This window comes from Kosakonia sp. BYX6, from assembly GCF_038449125.1.
GTDB classification, from domain to species: domain Bacteria; phylum Pseudomonadota; class Gammaproteobacteria; order Enterobacterales; family Enterobacteriaceae; genus Kosakonia; species Kosakonia calanthes.
Map to the genome: position 1 here is coordinate 4,318,016 of NZ_CP151800.1, position 18,721 is coordinate 4,336,736.

General features: G+C 55.6%; 11 protein-coding genes. 7 read left to right on the top strand and 4 right to left on the bottom strand.

What is annotated here, in order from left to right; genetic code table 11:
* The first annotated feature begins 232 nt into the window (after positions 1-232).
* Positions 233-2,401 carry a TonB-dependent receptor gene (locus AAEY27_RS20220; protein WP_342322571.1) on the top strand — a complete coding sequence of 723 codons (2,169 nt, stop codon included), beginning with the start codon at positions 233-235 and terminating at the stop codon, positions 2,399-2,401.
* 3 nt (positions 2,402-2,404) lie between these two features.
* Here AAEY27_RS20220 and AAEY27_RS20225 read toward each other — a convergent pair whose 3' ends face one another.
* Positions 2,405-3,244, bottom strand: coding sequence for an alpha/beta fold hydrolase (locus AAEY27_RS20225; protein WP_342322572.1), 840 nt, complete (start codon positions 3,242-3,244; stop codon positions 2,405-2,407).
* A gap of 193 nt (positions 3,245-3,437) precedes the next feature.
* On the opposite strand from AAEY27_RS20225, the gene AAEY27_RS20230 reads away from it, so the two are divergent.
* From AAEY27_RS20230 to AAEY27_RS20245, 4 genes are all read left to right on the top strand, one after another.
* Complete coding sequence (locus AAEY27_RS20230) at positions 3,438-6,146, top strand: autotransporter domain-containing protein (protein WP_342322573.1); 2,709 nt, start codon at positions 3,438-3,440, stop codon at positions 6,144-6,146.
* 56 nt (positions 6,147-6,202) lie between these two features.
* Positions 6,203-8,149, top strand: a complete 1,947-nt coding sequence (locus AAEY27_RS20235; RefSeq protein ID WP_342322574.1) for a tetratricopeptide repeat protein — start codon at positions 6,203-6,205, stop codon at positions 8,147-8,149.
* 77 nt (positions 8,150-8,226) lie between these two features.
* Positions 8,227-9,174, top strand: a complete 948-nt coding sequence (locus AAEY27_RS20240) for a nickel/cobalt transporter (RefSeq protein WP_342325654.1) — start codon at positions 8,227-8,229, stop codon at positions 9,172-9,174.
* Between the two features lie 259 nt (positions 9,175-9,433).
* Positions 9,434-11,248: a tyrosine-protein phosphatase gene (locus AAEY27_RS20245; protein WP_342322575.1), complete on the top strand. Its 1,815-nt coding sequence runs from the start codon at positions 9,434-9,436 to the stop codon at positions 11,246-11,248.
* 52 nt (positions 11,249-11,300) lie between these two features.
* Here the strand turns inward: AAEY27_RS20245 and proP are convergent, their stop codons facing one another.
* Positions 11,301-12,803 carry a glycine betaine/L-proline transporter ProP gene (gene proP / locus AAEY27_RS20250; protein ID WP_342322576.1) on the bottom strand — a complete coding sequence of 501 codons (1,503 nt, stop codon included), beginning with the start codon at positions 12,801-12,803 and terminating at the stop codon, positions 11,301-11,303.
* A 604-nt stretch (positions 12,804-13,407) separates the two neighbouring features.
* Between proP and kdgT the strand changes: the two genes are divergently transcribed.
* Complete coding sequence (gene kdgT / locus AAEY27_RS20255; RefSeq protein ID WP_342322577.1) at positions 13,408-14,406, top strand: 2-keto-3-deoxygluconate transporter; 999 nt, start codon at positions 13,408-13,410, stop codon at positions 14,404-14,406.
* Here the strand turns inward: kdgT and AAEY27_RS20260 are convergent.
* On the bottom strand, positions 14,403-15,284 hold the full coding sequence (locus AAEY27_RS20260; RefSeq protein ID WP_342322578.1) for a diguanylate cyclase regulator RdcB family protein: 882 nt from the start codon (positions 15,282-15,284) through the stop codon (positions 14,403-14,405). The two genes, kdgT and AAEY27_RS20260, sit on opposite strands and share 4 nt — an antisense overlap.
* Positions 15,281-17,635: a clamp-binding protein CrfC gene (gene crfC / locus AAEY27_RS20265; RefSeq protein WP_342322579.1), complete on the bottom strand. Its 2,355-nt coding sequence runs from the start codon at positions 17,633-17,635 to the stop codon at positions 15,281-15,283. The genes AAEY27_RS20260 and crfC overlap by 4 nt, the downstream gene beginning before the upstream one ends.
* A gap of 604 nt (positions 17,636-18,239) precedes the next feature.
* Between crfC and AAEY27_RS20270 the strand changes: the two genes are divergently transcribed.
* Entirely contained in the window at positions 18,240-18,575 is a 336-nt protein-coding gene (locus AAEY27_RS20270) for a zinc ribbon domain-containing protein YjdM (RefSeq protein WP_342322580.1), read from the top strand.
* Positions 18,576-18,721 lie beyond the last annotated feature (146 nt).

Below are 18,721 nucleotides of genomic sequence, written 5' to 3' on the forward strand. Positions count from 1 at the left end.
TTCGGGTGGTTAGGGATCGTTCCCAATTCGCTATGCAATTCCGTTTTGACACAGGTATTCCTCCTCATGAGAACCTGCTGCGTATTTTCCTCGCATCTGGGTTGTACTCCTGACCCAGCGGTGATAATAGTAATCATTATCAATAAATTTTAGCAAGCGCTAAGGGGATTTGACTGAGGGTGCGGTGAAATAGCGTTATCTGGATCGGTTTTTTTAAAGGAGAAGGACAAAAATGGAATTTAACATCTGGCCGGCAATCGGCTGGAGCTTGTTGGCGACCGCGCAACCGGGCTTCGCGGCAAGCGAAAAAGAAGACGACATCATTGTCGAGGGCACGGTGAACGCACGGTTTGTGCCGGAATCGAACCGTTCTCTCCCGTTTACCGTTAACCATTACGACGCGCTGGCGCTGGAGCAGGCGCAGATCAAAGACGCGCAAAGTCTGTTATGGCAAACGCCGGGCGTGGCGCTGAATACCGACGGGCAAAACCCGGAATCGTCGATCAAGATCCGCGGCGTTGGCTCCATCAACCAGGTCAGCAACGACGATACGTCTGTCGTCACCATGCTTAACGGTGTTTACATCCCACAGGGCAATATCACCAACCGCCTGCTGGATATCGAGCAGGTCGATATTCTGAAAGGCCCGCAAGGCACGCTGTTCGGTAGCAACAGCGAAGCGGGTGTCATCAACATCATTTCAAATAAGCCAACGGAGAGGTTTGAAGGCCATATTGGCGGGGAATGGGGAACGCGCAGCCATGCTTTCGGCGAAATGGTGGTGAACGTGCCGCTGATCGACACACTCAGTAGCCGCCTGGCGCTGCAATATGATCAACAAGACGCGGCGCTTAACAACCAGCAAGATGGCAATAAACCGCTTACCGAACCGCAAAACTTCGCCGGGCGTGTCAGTCTCGGCTGGCAACCGGATGAGCGTGACACTGTGTTGTTTACCGCCGACAGGCAACGTCAGCGCCACAATGCCGCCGCCATGACATTGCTCGATGGGCGCAACGAGATCAGCGTACCGAAAGGCGCGATGGATGACGGCGGAAACGACACCACCCTGACGTTAAACTGGCAGCACGAATGGGATGCGCTGCTGTTCACCAGCGTGACCGGCTGGGGGCGTTATTATCACTTCTCCGCGGGCCCCAGCATCGACGCGCGTATCAGCGAACGTTTGTATGGCACCGATTACGATTCCTGGGGCATGTTCAGCGATCGGCAAGCGATGTTTTCCCAGGAGTTTCGCCTCGCGTCCACGCCAGACAGCCCCTTTTTCTGGGTCTCCGGCATCAATTACCTCCACACAGGACGTACGCATCGCTACAACGGCGGCTGGAGCGAGGTTCCCGGCTGGGATTACGATCCGATGAATGCGCAAATCCATCGCCGCTTCACTTACGATGGCATTGCGCTGTTTGGCGAGACAACCTTCCCGCTCACCGAGCGGCTGGAGTTAACCACTGGCCTGCGCCACAGCTGGGAAGAGATCGGTTATCGCGCCCGCTGGCACGCCAATCCGGGTTACGCCAACCCAGGCCCCACAATGCACAACGATGATCAGTCGCTTTTCGAGCACTATTTCACCGGACGTATCGCCGTGAATTATTTGCTGAACGACGACTGGAACGTGTATGCCACCTGGTCGCGCGGCCACAAACCGGGCGGATTTAGCAACTGGGACACCAGTATCGCCAGCGGTGAACCGTCAACGCCGTACAAAGCGGCTACCGTGGACAGCTATGAAGCGGGCGCGAAGTCGCTGATTTCCTCTTTGAAACTGGAGATTAACCCGGCGCTGTTTTACAGCCGAACCCGCAATGACCACTATTTCGCGCTGATCGATCCAAGCCGCAGTTTTGCCACCGTCACGGAAAATGTCGATACCGAAAGCAAAGGCGCGGAAGTCTCCGCCAGCTGGAAGCCGCATGCGGATTTCACGCTGAAAACGGGCATCGATTACACGCGGGCGACCATCACGAAACTGCCTGCCAACAGCCAGTCCGGCGGGCGAACGGGAAACCGCATCCCCGATGTGCCGCTTTGGGGCGCGTCATTCGCCGCAAATTATTCGCACCCGATGCAGCTTGCGGCGTTACCCGTGGTGTTCAACGCCAACCTCAACTACCGCTACAGCAGCCCGCGCGAAGCCGATATCGGCAACCATTTCAAATTGAGTGAAACTCACTTGATCAACGCGCGGTTGGGGTTCAAAAGCCACTGGGGCGATGCGTATTTGTGGTCCACCAATCTGCTGAATAACCGCAGCCCGGTGTTCGGGTTCGACTACCCGGCGCTGGCCGTGGAAGACGGCGGAACCGGGCGCGGCGCCCACGTCGGCACGCGAAGACAAGGTCGGGTGCTGGGCGTCAGCTACCAATATTACTTCTGAGCATTACCGGCACAGCGGCGTTTGCGCCAGCAGTGCCGGCCAGCGTGCGGCCCAGTCGCTGCCGTGTTGCATGCCCGGCACTGGCACAACCTGCGTGCAGCGCGCCCCGCTCGCGTGTTGATAATGTTCCGCCACCGCCAGCGGCACCGTGGTGTCTTCACTGCCGCTAAAGTGGATTTGCGGCAGTGTTGCAAGCGTCGGCGCGACATCGATCGCGCTGGTGGCATCGGGCATGGCGGAAACGTGATGCAGTTGGTTAACCATCGCGACATCAAGATTGCCCGCCACAGTGCGCAGGGATCGCACATCGTGGCGACGCGCGGCAAGCTGTGCGGCGATGGTCGCCCCGCCGGAATACCCTACCAGCTCGATTTCCACGCCCGGCAAGCGGCGAACCACCTGGCTGAGCGCCTCGTCCATCGCCGCAATCACGTCTGGAGAAAACCGTTTATCGGTCCACCAACGGGCGTTGCACTCAGCAGGCAGCGGCGGGCCGATGTACTGGCAAGGTCGCGCCAGATAGAGCACATTCGCCGACGGGTCCGCCAGCGCCAATTTTAACCCGACCGGATTGCGCGGCGTCGGATCAGTTGACGGCTGCGTTCGGCTGGCCCAGGCAAAGCCATCTCCTTCGATATAGACCCGCAAAATGTTCGCCGAGGGCGAAATTTTACTTAAAGCACGTAGCAGAAAGGTTTTTGTTTGCAAGTCTTCAGAATTAAATTCAGCACGATTAGTCAACGCATTGGCGGTTAATCGCGCATCTTGTTGGGCACATCCGGCGGTTAAAAAAGCCAATACAATCAATGGTCGGATGAGAAACTGTTTATTAACGCTAATCATTTATTGGCTCTTTATTAGCAAGTTACGTAATTTTTCATGCGTGAGATCAAGAGAAAATTAAGAAATAATTAAGCAGAGCTTATTGTTTTTTGCAACGGGATGTATATGCTGCGTTGGTGTGAGATTAGGAATAATCCTAACAACAAAAACACCTGTTCTTTTGTGCAACATCAGAAAATCGCAACGGTACACCATGAAGAAATCACGCATCAGCCAGCATGGATCTTTGCTGGTCGCTATCACCTCTGCGCAAGGATTGCTCGCCCCATACGCTCACGCGGTTCCAACAAGCGAAACAATCAGTACAGCGGTTGTTGATGGACGCGTGATCTCATCCACTTTTGACACCTTGCAAATCACCAACCAGGGTTCGCTGTCCTACAGCAATGGCCCTTCGCTGCAAGTTAGCTCCGGTGGCAATCTTGCCCTGCTGGACAACGACGGCACGATTTTCGGTAACAGCAGTTACGCGATCACCAGCAGCGGCACCATTGGGACTATCGATAACGCCGGGTTTATCAGTAACGCCAGCGGTTACGGCGGCATTTTCCTGGACGCCAGCAGCACCACTGGTACGGTTATCAACAGCGGCGTTATCGGCAGCCCGGCGGACTCCCTATCCAACGGTTTCTCGTTTTACAACTATGGCACACTGGGCACGCTGGCTAACACCGCCACCGGTTTGATGACCGGTCGCCTGCCGGTTTACAACGCCGGCACGATCAATGAGCTGAATAACGCAGGCACCATCTCCAACGCCAGCAATGACGGCAACGGCATTGGCGTTATTTACAACTCCGGTACCATTAACTCGCTGAACAATACCGGTACCATTGCGGGCAGCACCAGCAGTAGCTTAAACAGCAACAACGTGGCACTGCGTAACTACGGAACAATCGGCACGCTGACCAACAGCGGAACGATCGCCAGTGGCTCTTACGCCGTGCTCAGTAATAACACGCGCAGCGTCATTGGTACGATCGTGAACTCCGGTCTGATCCAGGCGCCGCAAGCCGTGTTGCTGGCGGGTCTTTATACCGACGCTACGCAGAGCATTACCAACAGCGGCACCATTGCCGGAAACATTCTTAATTACAACAGCTCCGTGTTGAACATCGCTGGCGGCACCGATGCTGAAGGCACCTTGACCGGTTATGCCGATGGCATAGGGACGATCCAGACCAACAACACCGACGTGAACTTTAACGGCGGCGCATTGCTGCTGAACGACAACATCGTCGCTAACACCGACGGGACAGTCATTAACAGCGCGACGAAGCTGCGCGTAAATAACCCGCTGACCATCACCGGGAATTACCACCAGAACGCAGGTGCTTCGCTGATCCTCGGCGTGAGCGACGCGGTAACCGCCAACGGCGATACCACTAACGATGCCGGCTATGGCCGTTTGACCGTGAGCGGTTCCGCCATCGTTGATGAAGGTTCGCGCATTTCTCTGGCGCGTACCGGTAACACCTATCGCTTCGCCACCGGCCAGCGTTATGTGGTGATCGACGCGGCCAGCGCCGGTACCCATTACAACGCCAGCACGCTGAAATACAAAGCGTCCGGCTACACCGGCACGGTTAAAGGTACCGAATACAACGACGGCACGCGCAGCGCGCTGGTGCTGAGCCTGGTTGATGCTCAAGCGGTAACGCCAGTCACACCGACACCGGTCACCACCGCGCCGGGAACCACGACGCCGGTTGTCACGCCGACGCCTGTAACCACCACACCGACAGCACCGGTGCAAACGCAACACGGTTGGGCAACCATTCCAAGCGCGACCGCCGCACTGAGCGGGTTGACCAGCTACTCGGGGATCTCTCCGCAACTGCTGGAGCTGTACAACGCCTCGCTGGCGATCGACAGCAAAGCGGAAGCGAACCGCGTGGGCGAAAGCCTCTCCTCCAGCCAGAACATCAATGCCAGCGCCGCAACTGGCGCGGCAGTATCGAAGGCGATGAGCGTGGTTGGCACACATATGGACAGCATTCGTAACCCGCAGACCGCCGCCGCAAGCGGTGTCTCTACCGGTGACGACTACAGCAGCAACTGGGTGTTCTGGGGCCAGCCGTTTGGCGGTTTCGCCCGCCAGGGCAGCACGGAAAATGTCAGCGGCTACAACGCGAAATTCGGCGGTCTGTTGCTCGGCGCGGATCGCGCCATCGGCGACAACTGGCGCGCGGGTGCGGCGGTGAACTTCAGTAACACCTCCGTACACGGTAAAGACAGCCTGAACGGTAACCGCTCCACGGCGGATAACTACGGCGTGATTGGTTACGCGGGCTACACCGGCAACCCGTGGTATTTGAACCTCTCCGCAGGTTTGAACCGCCAGAACTACGAGTCTACCCGCCAGGCTGATTTCACCGGCTTCTCGGGTCGTGCACACGGCAAGTTCAACGGCCAGTCTGTGACGCTGCAAAGCGAAGTGGGTTATCCATTCACCCTGCCTGCGGATGTCGTGCTGACCCCACAGGCGAGCCTGACATATGGCTACCAGCAGGTTGATGGCTATAAAGAGACGGGCGGCAACGGCATGGCGCTGAATGTCGGCGATTCCCATAGCCAGTCGGTGCTGAGCGACATCGGCGTGCGCGTCGAGAGAAGTGTCGCGACGCGCATTGGCAACCTGACGCCATTTGCGCAGGTATCGTGGATTCACCAGTACGATGACCGCCAGATGAGCAGCACCGCCACCTACGCGGCCGATACGATTGGCGAAACGCAGTTCACCACCAAAGGCGCCACGCCGGTGAAAGATATGGCTGGCGTCGCCGTGGGCAGCACGCTGTACGATGCCAACAACCTGAGTCTCGACGCCCGCTACGATTTACAGGCAGGCGAGCGTTATCAGGCTCATACTTTCAGTCTGCGCTTACGCAAAATGTTCTGATGAACACGACAACGGGGGCCGCGATGGCCCCCGTTTTTTTGCCTGGATGGTTAGCAATGACGACACCGATAACGCTGCAAGGTGCGCTCAACCTTGCGTGGCAGCACTGGAACGCCGGACAAACCGCTCAAGCCGAACACTACTGCCGCCAGATCCTCGCCCATCACCCCGGCCAGCCGGACGCGCTGCATCTGCTTGGGCTTGTCGCCCACGCCGCAGGCGATCTTGATAACGCCATCGCCTGCCTGCGCGATGCCTGCTCAGCACCCCAATTCCCCGCCCTTTACGCCAGCAACCTGGCGGAAATGTACCGGCAAAAAAAAGCCCTCGCCGAAGGCGAACGCTGGGCGCGCAAAGCGGTAAGCCTCGATCCCTCGCTGGTTGGCGGCTGGAACAACCTCGGCATTTTGTTACAGGAACAAGGCAAGCTGGTGGAAAGCGTGCTGTGTCTGGAGAAAGTACAGGCGCTAACGCCCGATTCCGCTCAGGCGCACGGCAACCTCGCCAATACGCTGCGTCGGCTTGGTCGCCTTGATGAGGCGCTGACCCATTATCAGCGCGCCCTGACCTTGTCGCCGCAAGACGCGGTTTTGCACAACAATATCGCCGGGTTATTACTGGAAGCGGGCAAGCTACAAGAGGCGCTCGCCCACAGCCAACAGGCGTTGCGGCTCAACCCCAAACTGATTGAAGGCTGGATAAATCTGGTCAGCATTTACCTGGCGGCAGGCAATCTCGATCTCGCTTCCCAGGCGCTGGTGCGCTTGCAGGGGCTGGCGCCGCTGCACCCGGCGACACAACAAAAACAGGCGCAATTGCAGACGTTGCAAGGCCAGACCCTTGAGTCCACCGACACTGCCCATGGCCCGGTGCTGGAACAGGCCGAGCACTCTCTTCATCAAGGCAAATATGCCGACGCCGAAGCGCTGCTGCGCCCGCTGCTCAGCAGTGGCAAAGGGCCGCTGGCGGTCTGGAAGTTGTTGTCGGTGGCGCTGCGCGGGCAAGGCCAGCTGGAAGAGACGCTGCATATTCAGCAGATGCTGGTCGATCACCTGCCGGGTGATGCGGTCAGCCGCTTTGATCTGGCCGAAACACTGCTGCTGACCGGGGATTTCGATCGCGGCTGGCGCGAATACCGCCACCGCTACGAGATGGAACATACCCGCCCGTTAGCGCGCCGCGTGCAGGCGCCGCGCTGGTCGGGACAGGCGATGCCAGGCAAAACGCTGCTGATTTTTGATGAGCAGGGTTTTGGCGACACGCTGCAATTTATCCGTTTTGTCCACCAGGCGAAGCGCCAAAGCCAGGCGCGCATTGTGCTGGATGTTCATCCTCTGCTGCTGGCGCTGGCGCGCCGCGCGTTCCCCGATGAGCAAGTGATTGGCCGCGGTGAACTGCCGCCCGCGTTTGACGCCCATTGCGAACTGATGGATCTGCCCGAATTGTTCAGCCTGCAACCGGCGGAGTTACCGGTGGAAACCGGGTATCTGCACGCAGATATTGAGCGCCTTGCCCACTGGCAGGAACGCCTCGCCAGGTTGCCGCACCCGTGGGTGGCGCTGGTGTGGGCCGGTCGCCCGACGCACATCAACGATCACCGCCGCTCGCTGCATCTGCAACAATTTGCGCCGCTCGCCAGGGTTAATGCGACGTTTTTGCTGATCCAAAAAGGCGACACCGCCACGCAAGCGCCGCCGCCGGGCATGAACACCGTGTCGCTCAGCGATGAGATCCGCGATTTCGACGATACCGCCGCGATCCTCGCGCTGGCAGATTTGCTGATTTCCGTCGACTCCTCGCCGGTGCATCTGGCGGGCGCGTTACAGCGCCCCTGCTGGACGCTGCTGCCGTTTATTCCGGACTGGCGCTGGCTGATGACGCGCGAAGATTCGCCGTGGTATCCCGGCATGAAACTGTTTCGCCAGCCAACACGGGATGATTGGGAAACCACGCTCGAAAGAGTGGCCCGCGAATTGGCGGACTGGTCGGCAGAACTACAGTAGAGAAAATGCGGCGAGAGTGGAGCCAAAACACTTCGCCGCCTATACTCCGAACATTGCCCCTCACTCGCCGTAATATGATGACCACGCAACTTCTTACCCGCGACTGGCGCTTACCCGCCGCGTTTACGCTGCTGGCCGCCGCGCTGGCTGCCGCTTTCACTCTGCATGCCCACTGGAGCGCGTTTTTGCAGTGGTGCCTGGCAACGCAAATCACCCTACACCGCTATTTGGTGATGTACCTGCTGCAACTCAATAACCACCAATACAGCGGCGGGTTATGGCTGCTGACCGGCGCCTTCTTTTACGGCGTGCTGCATGCCATCGGGCCGGGGCACGGTAAATTTATCGTTACCACTTATCTCAGCACCAATAAAGAGAGCGAAACCGCCGCGCGAGTGATTCCGGTGCTTGGCAGTTTGCTGCAAGGGGTGAGCGCGATTTTGTTCGTGTTTATTCTGGCGGTCGGTTTTAACCTGGCGTCGGGCGATCTCAGCGAAAGCCGTTGGTACGTGGAAAAGATCAGCGCCGTGCTGATTGGCGGCTTTGGCGCGTATGTCATTTGGCAGGCGGTAAAAGGCCTGAAACCGCGCAAACTGACGATTCACTCGATCGCCCATCAACATAGCGACAGCTGCGGCTGCGGCCACCACGGCGTTGGCGCGGCGACGCAGGGTGACTGGAAAACGCGCCTCGGCGTGATTCTCGCCATCGGCGCGCGCCCATGCAGCGGGGCAATCATGATTTTGCTGTTCTCCAACGCGCTCGGCATTGTCAGTTGGGGGATTGCGGCGGTGATGACCATGGCCGTTGGCACGGCGCTGTCGATTATGGGGCTGTCGCTGGCGGTGCGTTATGCCCGCAACCGGACGGCGGCCTTTTTTGGCAGCGAGACAGGTCAATTACAGTGGTTGATACCGGTGCTGAAAATCGGCGGCGGCGTGGCGTTGATGCTGTTTGCGCTGGTGCTGTTTTTGACGGTGATTCCGGTTAGCGCGAATGGCGACTTTATTGCGGCAGGGTGTTAAGCGCGCGACGCGACTAATTCACGCTTATTATGGTCGAATACAAAACCATTCAACATATTGTTATTAAAGAGAAATTTAATTTAAGGGCGACATAAAAAGTTAATAATCACTTCCTATACTCCCGGCCTGTTTACTTTCAGGCCAAACAAGGAGTGTTGTTGTGAATTTCGCTTTTCGCCCAATCGCGGCTCTCGTTTTTTTATCCTGCTTTTACCCTCAGGCACAGGGGGTCGCACTGGCGACTCCACATCTCTTCGGTATGGATAATTTCAGAGATATCGCCGGGAACGCCTCGGCGTATACCACCTCGCATAATGGCGTTATGCGCTCCGGCGTTTTTTATCGTTCTAACGCCCTTACCCCGCAAGGTGATGATGTGTCCGTGCTGGAAAATCTGCACGTGAAGACGGTTGTCGATCTGCGCTCGCCCGCAGAAATCGCCGCGCTGGCGGACCAACTCCCGGTGAACAGCCGCTATGTTACCGTCGATTTGATCACCAATAGCGGCGCGTTTGTTATCGATCTCAATAATATGAACGTGAATGATGTCGATGCCACAATGGCCGCCGGCGAGCGCAGTTTTGTTACCCATCCCTATGCTCGCCAGGGCTTGGGTAAGGTCTTTCGCGAACTCGCGATGGCAGACGATGCCGCGTTGTTTCACTGTAGCGCCGGTAAAGATCGCACAGGTTGGGTAAGTGCGGTTTTGCAGAGCATCGCCGGGGTAAGCGAAGCGGATATTATGGCGAACTACCTGGCAACCAACGACTATACCGCCGATCGCATCAACGCCACTGTTGCTGCCCTTCCATCGTCACAGCGGGATACCTACGCCGCGTTAATGAGCGTCCAGGCGAACTGGTTACAGGCCGGTCTGGATCAGGTCGCGATAAGCTATGGCTCGATGGATAACTACCTGAAACATGGCCTCGGCCTCGACCAGGCGACCCTCTATGTGCTGCGAGGAAAAATGGTGCGTTACCTGACGCTACCTGGCGAAGCGGCCTTACGTGGCAATGCTGCCCGTGGTGCGGCTTTTCTGCGGGCATTGCAGGATTCGCCGCTCTCAGGGCGTTACACCGCCTTTAATCATTATCTGCAAAGCGCCATCGATCAGGGCTCGCTCGGGGGTGTTGAGCAGCGTATTGGCGGCCAGGTTTTTGCGGATGCCAGCCGCTATTTACTGCACCAATCCGCCGGTTTGTACGACGCCATCGCCCCTGTGATCTCCGGTCGGGGAATGTCCGCAGCGCAGTCGCAGGTCTGGCTGCAAGGCTTATCCGGTTATTTAGCTACAGACGCCACGCGTGATGCCGGTTCAGCCAGTGAACATACCCAAGGCATGATGCTGGGCGTGACGCACCGTTATAACGATCGCAGCACAGCACATGGCGCGCTGGGTTACAGCCACGGGCAGGTTTCTTCCTCAGGTGGAACGGTTAACACCCAGACGACGTCGCTGGCACTTGGCGCACGCTATGGCGTCACCTCGCTGGATGATGGCCCGTGGGCAGGGCTGCAAGGCAGTGCGGGTTATATCGGCTACGAAAGCGCGCGCCATCCTGGCGGCGGGCTGGGTAGCGCCAGCGGCGATACCCACGGGCGGTATTACAGCGGCCAGGCTTCGCTGGGCTGGCTTTTCAGCGGATCGACAATCACCTTTGCCCCGACAATTGGGTTACAGATGACCCACTTACATCTTGATAGTTTTCATGAAAAGGGCAGCGAGACCGCGCTGAATGTGAAAGACGTCAATGAAATGCAAAGCCGCGTGGTGTTCGATGCAAACATGCAAATCCAGCCACAGCAGGTTGGAAACTGGACGCTGACACCGGGAATGACGCTGGGTTATGAACGACAGTTGAGTGATAAATCATCCACCAGCCACGCCACGCTTTATGACGCGAATGTTGAGCAGAATGCCGCGTTTACCAGCAAAAACCTCTATAAAACAGGCATTCAACTTAACGCGAAATTCCAGCGCGTTGTATTTGACGCACGCCTTGAACATGTCACCAGCCATGCCCACAGCCGGGGGTTGCGGGGAAACCTAAATATCACGCTGCCGTTCTGATCCCTCAAAAAAACAAAAAGACCCAAAATGGGTCTTTTTGTCAGGTTACACATTACTCGTTAATTTCCGGGTGCTGCTGCACCAGCCGCGTGCGTTTTTCCTGCAACTGCGCGATCTCTTCATCAATATCTTCGATTTTCTGCTCGATGTTATCGTGATGCTCCTGCAAGATTTCTCGCGCTTCCTGGATATCCGACGCCGCGGGCGTTGCCCCTTTCAGCGGCAGATTCGCCGTCTCTTTCATGGTCAGGCCGGTCAGTAAGCCAATCACCGCCACCGCCATCAGGTAGTAAGCCGGCATCATCAGATTCGCGGTGCTTTCGACCATCCAGGCCGCCAGCGTCGGGGTCAGACCCGCGATCAGAATCGAGATATTAAAAGCACTCGCCAGCGCGCTATAACGAATGTGCGTCGGGAACATCGCCGGTAACGTTGAAGCCATCACGCCGGTAAAGCAGTTGAGGATCACCGCCAGCATCAGCAGCCCGGCGAAAATCAGGCCAATCACATTACTGTTAATCAAGATGAAAGCCGGGATCGCCAGCGCAAACAGCGCGATACTGCCCAGAATCACAAACGGGCGACGACCGAAGCGGTCACTTAACAGGCCCATTACCGGCTGCACAAACAGCATACCCATCATGATCGCGATAATAATCAGCACGCCGTGATCTTCGGAGTAGTGCAGGTTATGCGACAGGTAGCTTGGCATGTAGGTCAACAGCAAGTAGTAGGTGACGTTGGTGGAAATCACCAGACCGATACAGGTCAACAGGCTACGCCAGTGTTTGCTGGCAATCTCTTTAAAGGAGACGCGCGGCCCGTCCTGAAGCCCCTGACGATCGCCCTGCTCTAACTTATCAACATGCTGCTGGAATGCCGGCGTCTCTTCCAGCGCATGACGCAGATAAAGACCAATCAGACCCAGCGGCAACGCGAGGAAGAACGGGATTCGCCAGCCCCACGCAAGGAAGTTTTCCTCGCCGACAATCGTCGAAAGCAGCACCACCACGCCCGCGCCGAGCACAAAGCCCGCAATCGAGCCGAAATCCAGCCAGCTTCCCATAAAGCCGCGTTTGCGGTCCGGGGAGTATTCCGCCACGAAGATTGACGCGCCGGTATATTCGCCACCGACGGAGAAGCCCTGCGCCATCTTACACACCAGCAGCAGGATCGGCGCCCAAATACCAATCGTTGCGTACGACGGAATAAGCCCGATACAGAAAGTACTGATCGACATTATCACGATGGTGATAGCGAGAATTTTTTGCCGTCCGTATTTGTCGCCCAGCATGCCGAAGAACAGGCCGCCCAGCGGTCGGATTAAGAACGGAACGGAGAAGGTCCCAAGCGCGGCAATCATCTGTACGCTGGGGTCCGCATCGGGGAAGAACACCTTACCAAGTGCGTAGGCCACAAAACCGTAAACACCGAAATCAAACCATTCCATGGCATTACCCAGCGAAGCAGCGGTAATGGCTTTGCGTAATTTCGCATCATCAATAATGGTGACGTCACGAAGGGTAATGGGTTTAATCTTTTTCCTTTTTAACATGCTTATATTCCTCTTAAGACTTTCGCCCTGAACCGCCCGGCTATCCTTCCCTTCCGGGCGTTTTTACGGCTTTTCAGCCATCCTGTTCAAGCGTAGCAGGTTTACTTACACTGGCTGTTCAAAGCCTGTACAACCGAACCTGTTGACGCCTGTTTGGGCAGTGAATGACCGGTCTACCCTAACAGAGTTAAAAAATGTGATCAAATTCACATAGTTTTAACCTGCAATCATCAACCGCCGTTTTTAACGTCCTCGTTCCTCTTTCATTCAAAAGAAAAAAACCGCTTTTTCCCCTGCGTTTTACAACTTGTTCACAGCCCTAAATAAATAAAGAAACATTGAGAAATCTTTACGCGAAATATGTGATCGGGATAACTAAAACACTGTTTCATTCTTATTGAATGGATATTCCAAAACACGCATGATACGCCCATCAACAGCAGCGTTAAGGATGGCATCGCGTAATAGGGCCGTGTAATTACTGCTATTTCGCGACAGTTCATAGTGAATGCTCTGACAACCGAATGCTTTAACACTTTGAAACTATTAAATATTAATTTTTAGCTTCCTCGTTCATTTTTATGACGAGCAGTGAGGATTCATTATGAAGATCAAGGCCACAATTGAACGTATTCCCGGTGGGATGATGCTGGTTCCGCTGTTGTTAGGGGCAATTCTTAATACACTGGCACCGGACACCGGCGCTTATTTTGGCTCATTCACCAAAGGCATGATTTCCGGCACGGTGCCGATTCTTGCGGTGTGGTTTTTCTGTATTGGCGCGTCGATTGATTTACGGGCGACCGGCACGGTATTGCGCAAATCCGGCACGCTGGTGCTGACCAAAATCGCCGTTGCCTGGCTGGTGGCAATGATTGCCGCGTCGTTTATTCCTGACACTGGCATTCAGACCGGTTTCTTCGCCGGGCTGTCTGTATTGGCGATTGTTTCCGCCATGGACATGACCAACGGCGGCTTGTATGCCAGCTTGATGAACCAGTACGGCAGTAAAGAAGAGTCTGGCGCGTTTGTGTTGATGTCGCTGGAATCCGGCCCGCTGATGACGATGGTGATCCTCGGTTCTGCCGGTCTGGCGTCGTTTGAACCGCACCATTTTGTCGGCGCGGTGCTGCCGTTCCTGATTGGTTTTGCGCTCGGCAACCTCGATCACGATCTGCGTGCGTTCTTCAGCAAAGCCACGCCGGTGCTGATCCCGTTCTTCGGTTTCGCGCTGGGTAACACCATTAATCTGAGCGTGATTATGGATACCGGCCTGCTGGGTATTTTCCTCGGCGTGGCGGTGATCATTATTACCGGTATTCCGCTGATCATTGCCGACCGCGTGATTGGCGGCGGTAACGGAACCGCCGGTGTGGCGGCCTCTTCCGCAGCAGGCGCGGCGGTGGCGAACCCGGTGATTATTGCGCAGATTAACCCGGCGTTTGAACCGGTGGCCGCAAGCGCCACGGCGCTGGTTGCTGCCAGTGTGATTGTGACGGCGATTCTGGTGCCGATTATCACCGCGCTGTATGCAAGACGTTTCGGTAAACTGCCGGAACACGCCGCCGAGGCGGAGAAAACCGCCGAATCAGCGAGCCACTAAAACTCGCCGAATATCTCATCCACCATCGCCGTGGCGATGCGGGTTGCCGAGCAAAGTCTCGGCATTCCGAGCGCCACGGTTTGCCAACTTTGCGTAACCGACCAGCAAATCGGGTGACGCTCTGCATCACACCAGTCGCCAAGCCAGCCGAGCAAATCTTTGTAATCCATCAATCCCGGTGTTGAAGGCGTTGCCAACCATTGATGGTAGAAATGGCGCGTTGCCGGTGAAGCATTAATGCCCTGCGCCAGAAAATCAGACGCCATCGCCCGCAGATTATCTTTCAGCATCTTCGCCACATCGTCGTTGGCTAAACGACACGCGTCGCCGAAGGCTCCCCAGCGCAACTCTTCCAGCGCGATGTAACAGCGCCCGGCCATCGACCAGCCGTTGTAACTTCCGGCGCGCCAGTGGGTAAAGACCTGATCGCTGTGAACGCCCGCCTGTACCGCCAGCCCGCGCTGAGTAAGCGCTTTCTCTTTCCACACCGCGCGTTGGCTAAAGTGAGTGACCAGCTCGTCATATTGCTGCTGCAAACCCGGTTGCGTATTGCCGGGACGGCGCTCCGCCTGTTGCAGTGACATCAGCCGTTGGGTAATGCGCGTCAGCGCGAGATGACCCGGATCGAGCATGCTGGCCAGTTTTTCCGCCAGCCCAAGACGCAGCGTATCGTTTTCGTTGAGCACGCCGGACATCGCCCATGGCCGCAATTGCGTTTGCGCCATGACCTCCTGCGTCAACCGTTCACGAAACAACTGCTGTTGGGGCACGATCGCCGTCTGGCGCGGCGCATCGACGCCCTGCACCAAGTCCACGATAAATTTAGGATGGATACACTCCAGTACGCGTCCTGGCCCGTCCAGTAGTCGATTTTTCATGGTTGATCTGCCGCGAATAAGGTTTGTATGTCATCGCGTAACAGACGCGCGTCCTCATGGATCCAACTCGCCGTCCTGATGGATTGTTGCAGATGCTGTCGCAACGCGGTCACTGAGGATTCGTTTTGCTGACGAATCGCCAGACTGTCACGCAAACTTTCCTGGAGTCCCGCGAGACTTAACGAGAACTCGGCGAAAAATGTTGCCATCCCCGCCGTGACTGAAACATCGACCTGCGCGGCCAACGCTTTACGAATTTGTTCACAAAAATGAGCAACATGGGCGATCAATTTCTGATGCAGCGAGGCGATATCGATAACATACCGCGTGCGTGTCGCCACATAGTCGTCCCATCCCCAACTGGGGTTGTTCAGCCAGCGCGACACGGTTTCACGCACGCTGCCGGGGCGCTGCGCCTGTGCGGCGGTGGCATCTTCCGGGGCGATAGCATTGCTGAACAGTGAGCGGGTATTGAAGTTCAGCGCGCTCGGCTGAAATGCCGGGAACGAAATGCGCGCGCGGAACCCAGCGTGGCTCAACTCTTCTTTAATCCGTGTTTCGATGGGGCGCATCGCGTCGTTTAACGAGCGCGTCAGCGTGTTTTCCAGCTCGTCAAAACGCAGCGCCAGCTCGCGGCTGATACGCTCCTGCGCCGCCAGTAAAATGGTTTCGCAGGCCGAGCGAATCTTGCTTAAGGCGATTTGCGCCTGGCCTTCATCTTCCAGCACCAACTGGCCGGGGCTAAAGCGTTCATCCAGGCGCAAATCGGCCTGGCTTTCACTGACCATTGCCATTAATTGACCATCGTGGAACCAGGCATCAATGGCTTCGACGATTTCAAACTGCTGGCCGTGAATAAAGATTTCCGCCGCCGCCAGCGCTTCTTCGACTTCGTGTTCAATTTCGTCGCTGACGTTATCCTGGCAGTTACGCAACAGCGCCATATCCTCTTCAAGCCGAACAATATTTTGCTCCAGCTTTTCATAGGCGACGGTCAACCCTTGATAGCGGAAATCGAGGTATTCGCGGGCGCTTTGGGTGTAATTCAATAATTTATGCGAGGCGGAACGCAGCGCGAAAAGCGAGGCGTTGGCATGGGCGGCGTGCAGTAATTTGCGGATTGGCTTCTCAAACAGCGAATCTTCCCACAGCAGATCGGCAGCGTGGTGAATGTGTTCGATATCGTCGAGATCGGCATTGCGCCAGCGACGGCCCAGCGCCGCTTCGGCAAAGTCCTGCACCCAGGGTTGATCTTCCGGATCTGGCAGGCGGCCGTTTGTTTGCAGTTCGTGGCGGGCGCGGTTCGCCAGATAACCCCACATCGACGAAACCGGGAAAATCTGCGTCGGGTTAATGTTGCCTTTCATTAAGGTGCCGGAAATCAGCGCGCGCACCTGATCTTCATCGTCGCTGTTGCGATCCTTCTGATCGAATTTATTCACCAGCGCGTACAGCGGCACAGAGCGACCAACGGCGGAGATCGCTCGGCGGACTTCTTCATCGGAGATCGATTTCAACTGCGTGTAATCCATCACCGCCAGCACCGCCGAGGCGCGCGCCAGTTGCTCGTTGAGCATCTTCTGCAAATGCGGCTGCCCGGCTTCGTTCGGCCCTGGCGTATCCAGCAACGTTAATTGACCGAGTTCATTATCCAGCCCCGCCAGATGCACAAACTCCACCTCAATCACCGGAATATGTTCAATCGCCGCATAAGCGGAAAAGGGGAAATCGACGCCCAGCGCTTTCGACAGACGCACTAAATCATTGAGGCTTTTTAAACAGTGGAAGATGGGCTGCGCGCCCAGGTAATGTTTATCGAACGCATTGCCTTGTTCAATACGCGCCAGCAGCGACGCCATATCGCGATCGATTTCAATCTTTTGCGCCAGCTTTTCGCGGTCATAGTTGAACAAACGCGTCTGAAGCTGTTGCGCAAGGGCATCAATCGGCCCTACGTGTGAGAAATGCAGCACCGGCTCTTTTTGACCCGGCGTATGGCGGATAAGCGTCGGCAAGGCCGTCATCGGCCGGTTGCGGTTGGGCAACACTTCTGTGCCGACAATCGCGTTGATGGTGGTTGATTTGCCTGCCTTCATGGTGCCAACAATCGCCAGCACCATTTCCAGTCGGGTAATTTTCCGTAATTCGTTATGCAGCGTAGCCTGTTGCGCCTCAACGCCGCGCGCGCTGAAATGCAAAGGCAAAACATTGGCGCTTTCCGCCTGACCAAGTGCGCTCGTCTCATCAAACGTCGCCGCCGGCATTTTTTTCAGTGCCTGGATATTATGCAATGAAAGTTGCAATAACCTTTCTGCTTCCTGGCTTAATTCAAAAATGGTTTGTGTGTGCATGTCAAAAGTCTTTCCTTAACGCAAATTTTCTTACTTTTATTTAGCCGGGAAGTTTTATTAGTGAAGTTTCGGCTTTTATAATTACGTGTGGAAAATATCTTCAAAAAGATAAGCATCTGATGACAATCAAAATTATATTTTTTTGATTGCAAAAAATGACAACAAAGGTTCTCCGGTCATTAAAAACCAAAGAGTTAGAGCTTAGCTCATTTTTAAGAATAGCCAGGATATATCATCATTTATTTACCCACCCAATTTGAGAGGTAATAATCGGCCATGAATGGCGGACTTAGCAGGTATGACAGTCTGGTTATCAAATAACACCGGATGCTACCGCCACCTTATCTGAATTAGTAAATGCTGGCAATTTCCGCCCGCAAATATTCTAAATATCGCGCATGAGTTCTTTCTTAATCACGCGCTGAGATAAGCATCGCTTAAGCGAATGACAGGTGATGTCACAAGTGGCTTTTTTTATCTATTCTTAAAAAAGATAATAACAACGGCAATTGTACGGTTTTGCTGTATAATTGCGGCCTTTCCGGCATTATGCCTTTTGTGCTGTTTAACTTTCAGCTCTGTAAGTTCTTTTGAGGTAATCCTTATGCAACTTCCCCACTGCCCTAAATGTAATTCCGAATACACCTACGAAGATAATGGCATGTTCATTTGCCCGGAATGCGCCCACGAGTGGAACGACAGCGAAACCGCGCATGAAACCGATGAATTGATCGTCAAAGATGCGAATGGAAATCTGTTGGCCGATGGCGACAGCGTCACCGTAATTAAAGACTTGAAAGTAAAAGGCAGTTCTTCAATGTTGAAGATCGGCACAAAAGTGAAGAATATTCGCCTGGTCGAAGGCGATCATAATATTGATTGTAAAATCGACGGCTTCGGGCCAATGAAACTGAAATCAGAATTCGTTAAAAAGAACTGATGATTCGTCAGGCCATTTCGAACCCTGGCCTGACATTGCCCGGCAAAGAGGCACTGCTGCCTGATGGCGCTTCGCTTATCAGGCCTACACACGGCTGATCAGGCATCGCCGCCACCCGGCATAACGCCGCACTCCTCTTTGTCAGC

Bases quoted from the DNA above. Each gene is read 5' to 3' on its own strand.
- AAEY27_RS20220 (WP_342322571.1), top strand. From the start codon at position 233: ATGGAATTTAACATCTGGCCGGCAATCGGCTGGAGCTTGTTGGCGACC.
- AAEY27_RS20225 (WP_342322572.1), bottom strand. From the start codon at position 3,244: ATGATTAGCGTTAATAAACAGTTTCTCATCCGACCATTGATTGTATTG.
- AAEY27_RS20230 (WP_342322573.1), top strand. From the start codon at position 3,438: ATGAAGAAATCACGCATCAGCCAGCATGGATCTTTGCTGGTCGCTATC.
- AAEY27_RS20235 (WP_342322574.1), top strand. From the start codon at position 6,203: ATGACGACACCGATAACGCTGCAAGGTGCGCTCAACCTTGCGTGGCAG.
- AAEY27_RS20240 (WP_342325654.1), top strand. From the start codon at position 8,227: ATGACCACGCAACTTCTTACCCGCGACTGGCGCTTACCCGCCGCGTTT.
- AAEY27_RS20245 (WP_342322575.1), top strand. From the start codon at position 9,434: ATGGATAATTTCAGAGATATCGCCGGGAACGCCTCGGCGTATACCACC.
- proP (WP_342322576.1), bottom strand. From the start codon at position 12,803: ATGTTAAAAAGGAAAAAGATTAAACCCATTACCCTTCGTGACGTCACC.
- kdgT (WP_342322577.1), top strand. From the start codon at position 13,408: ATGAAGATCAAGGCCACAATTGAACGTATTCCCGGTGGGATGATGCTG.
- AAEY27_RS20260 (WP_342322578.1), bottom strand. From the start codon at position 15,284: ATGAAAAATCGACTACTGGACGGGCCAGGACGCGTACTGGAGTGTATC.
- crfC (WP_342322579.1), bottom strand. From the start codon at position 17,635: ATGCACACACAAACCATTTTTGAATTAAGCCAGGAAGCAGAAAGGTTA.
- AAEY27_RS20270 (WP_342322580.1), top strand. From the start codon at position 18,240: ATGCAACTTCCCCACTGCCCTAAATGTAATTCCGAATACACCTACGAA.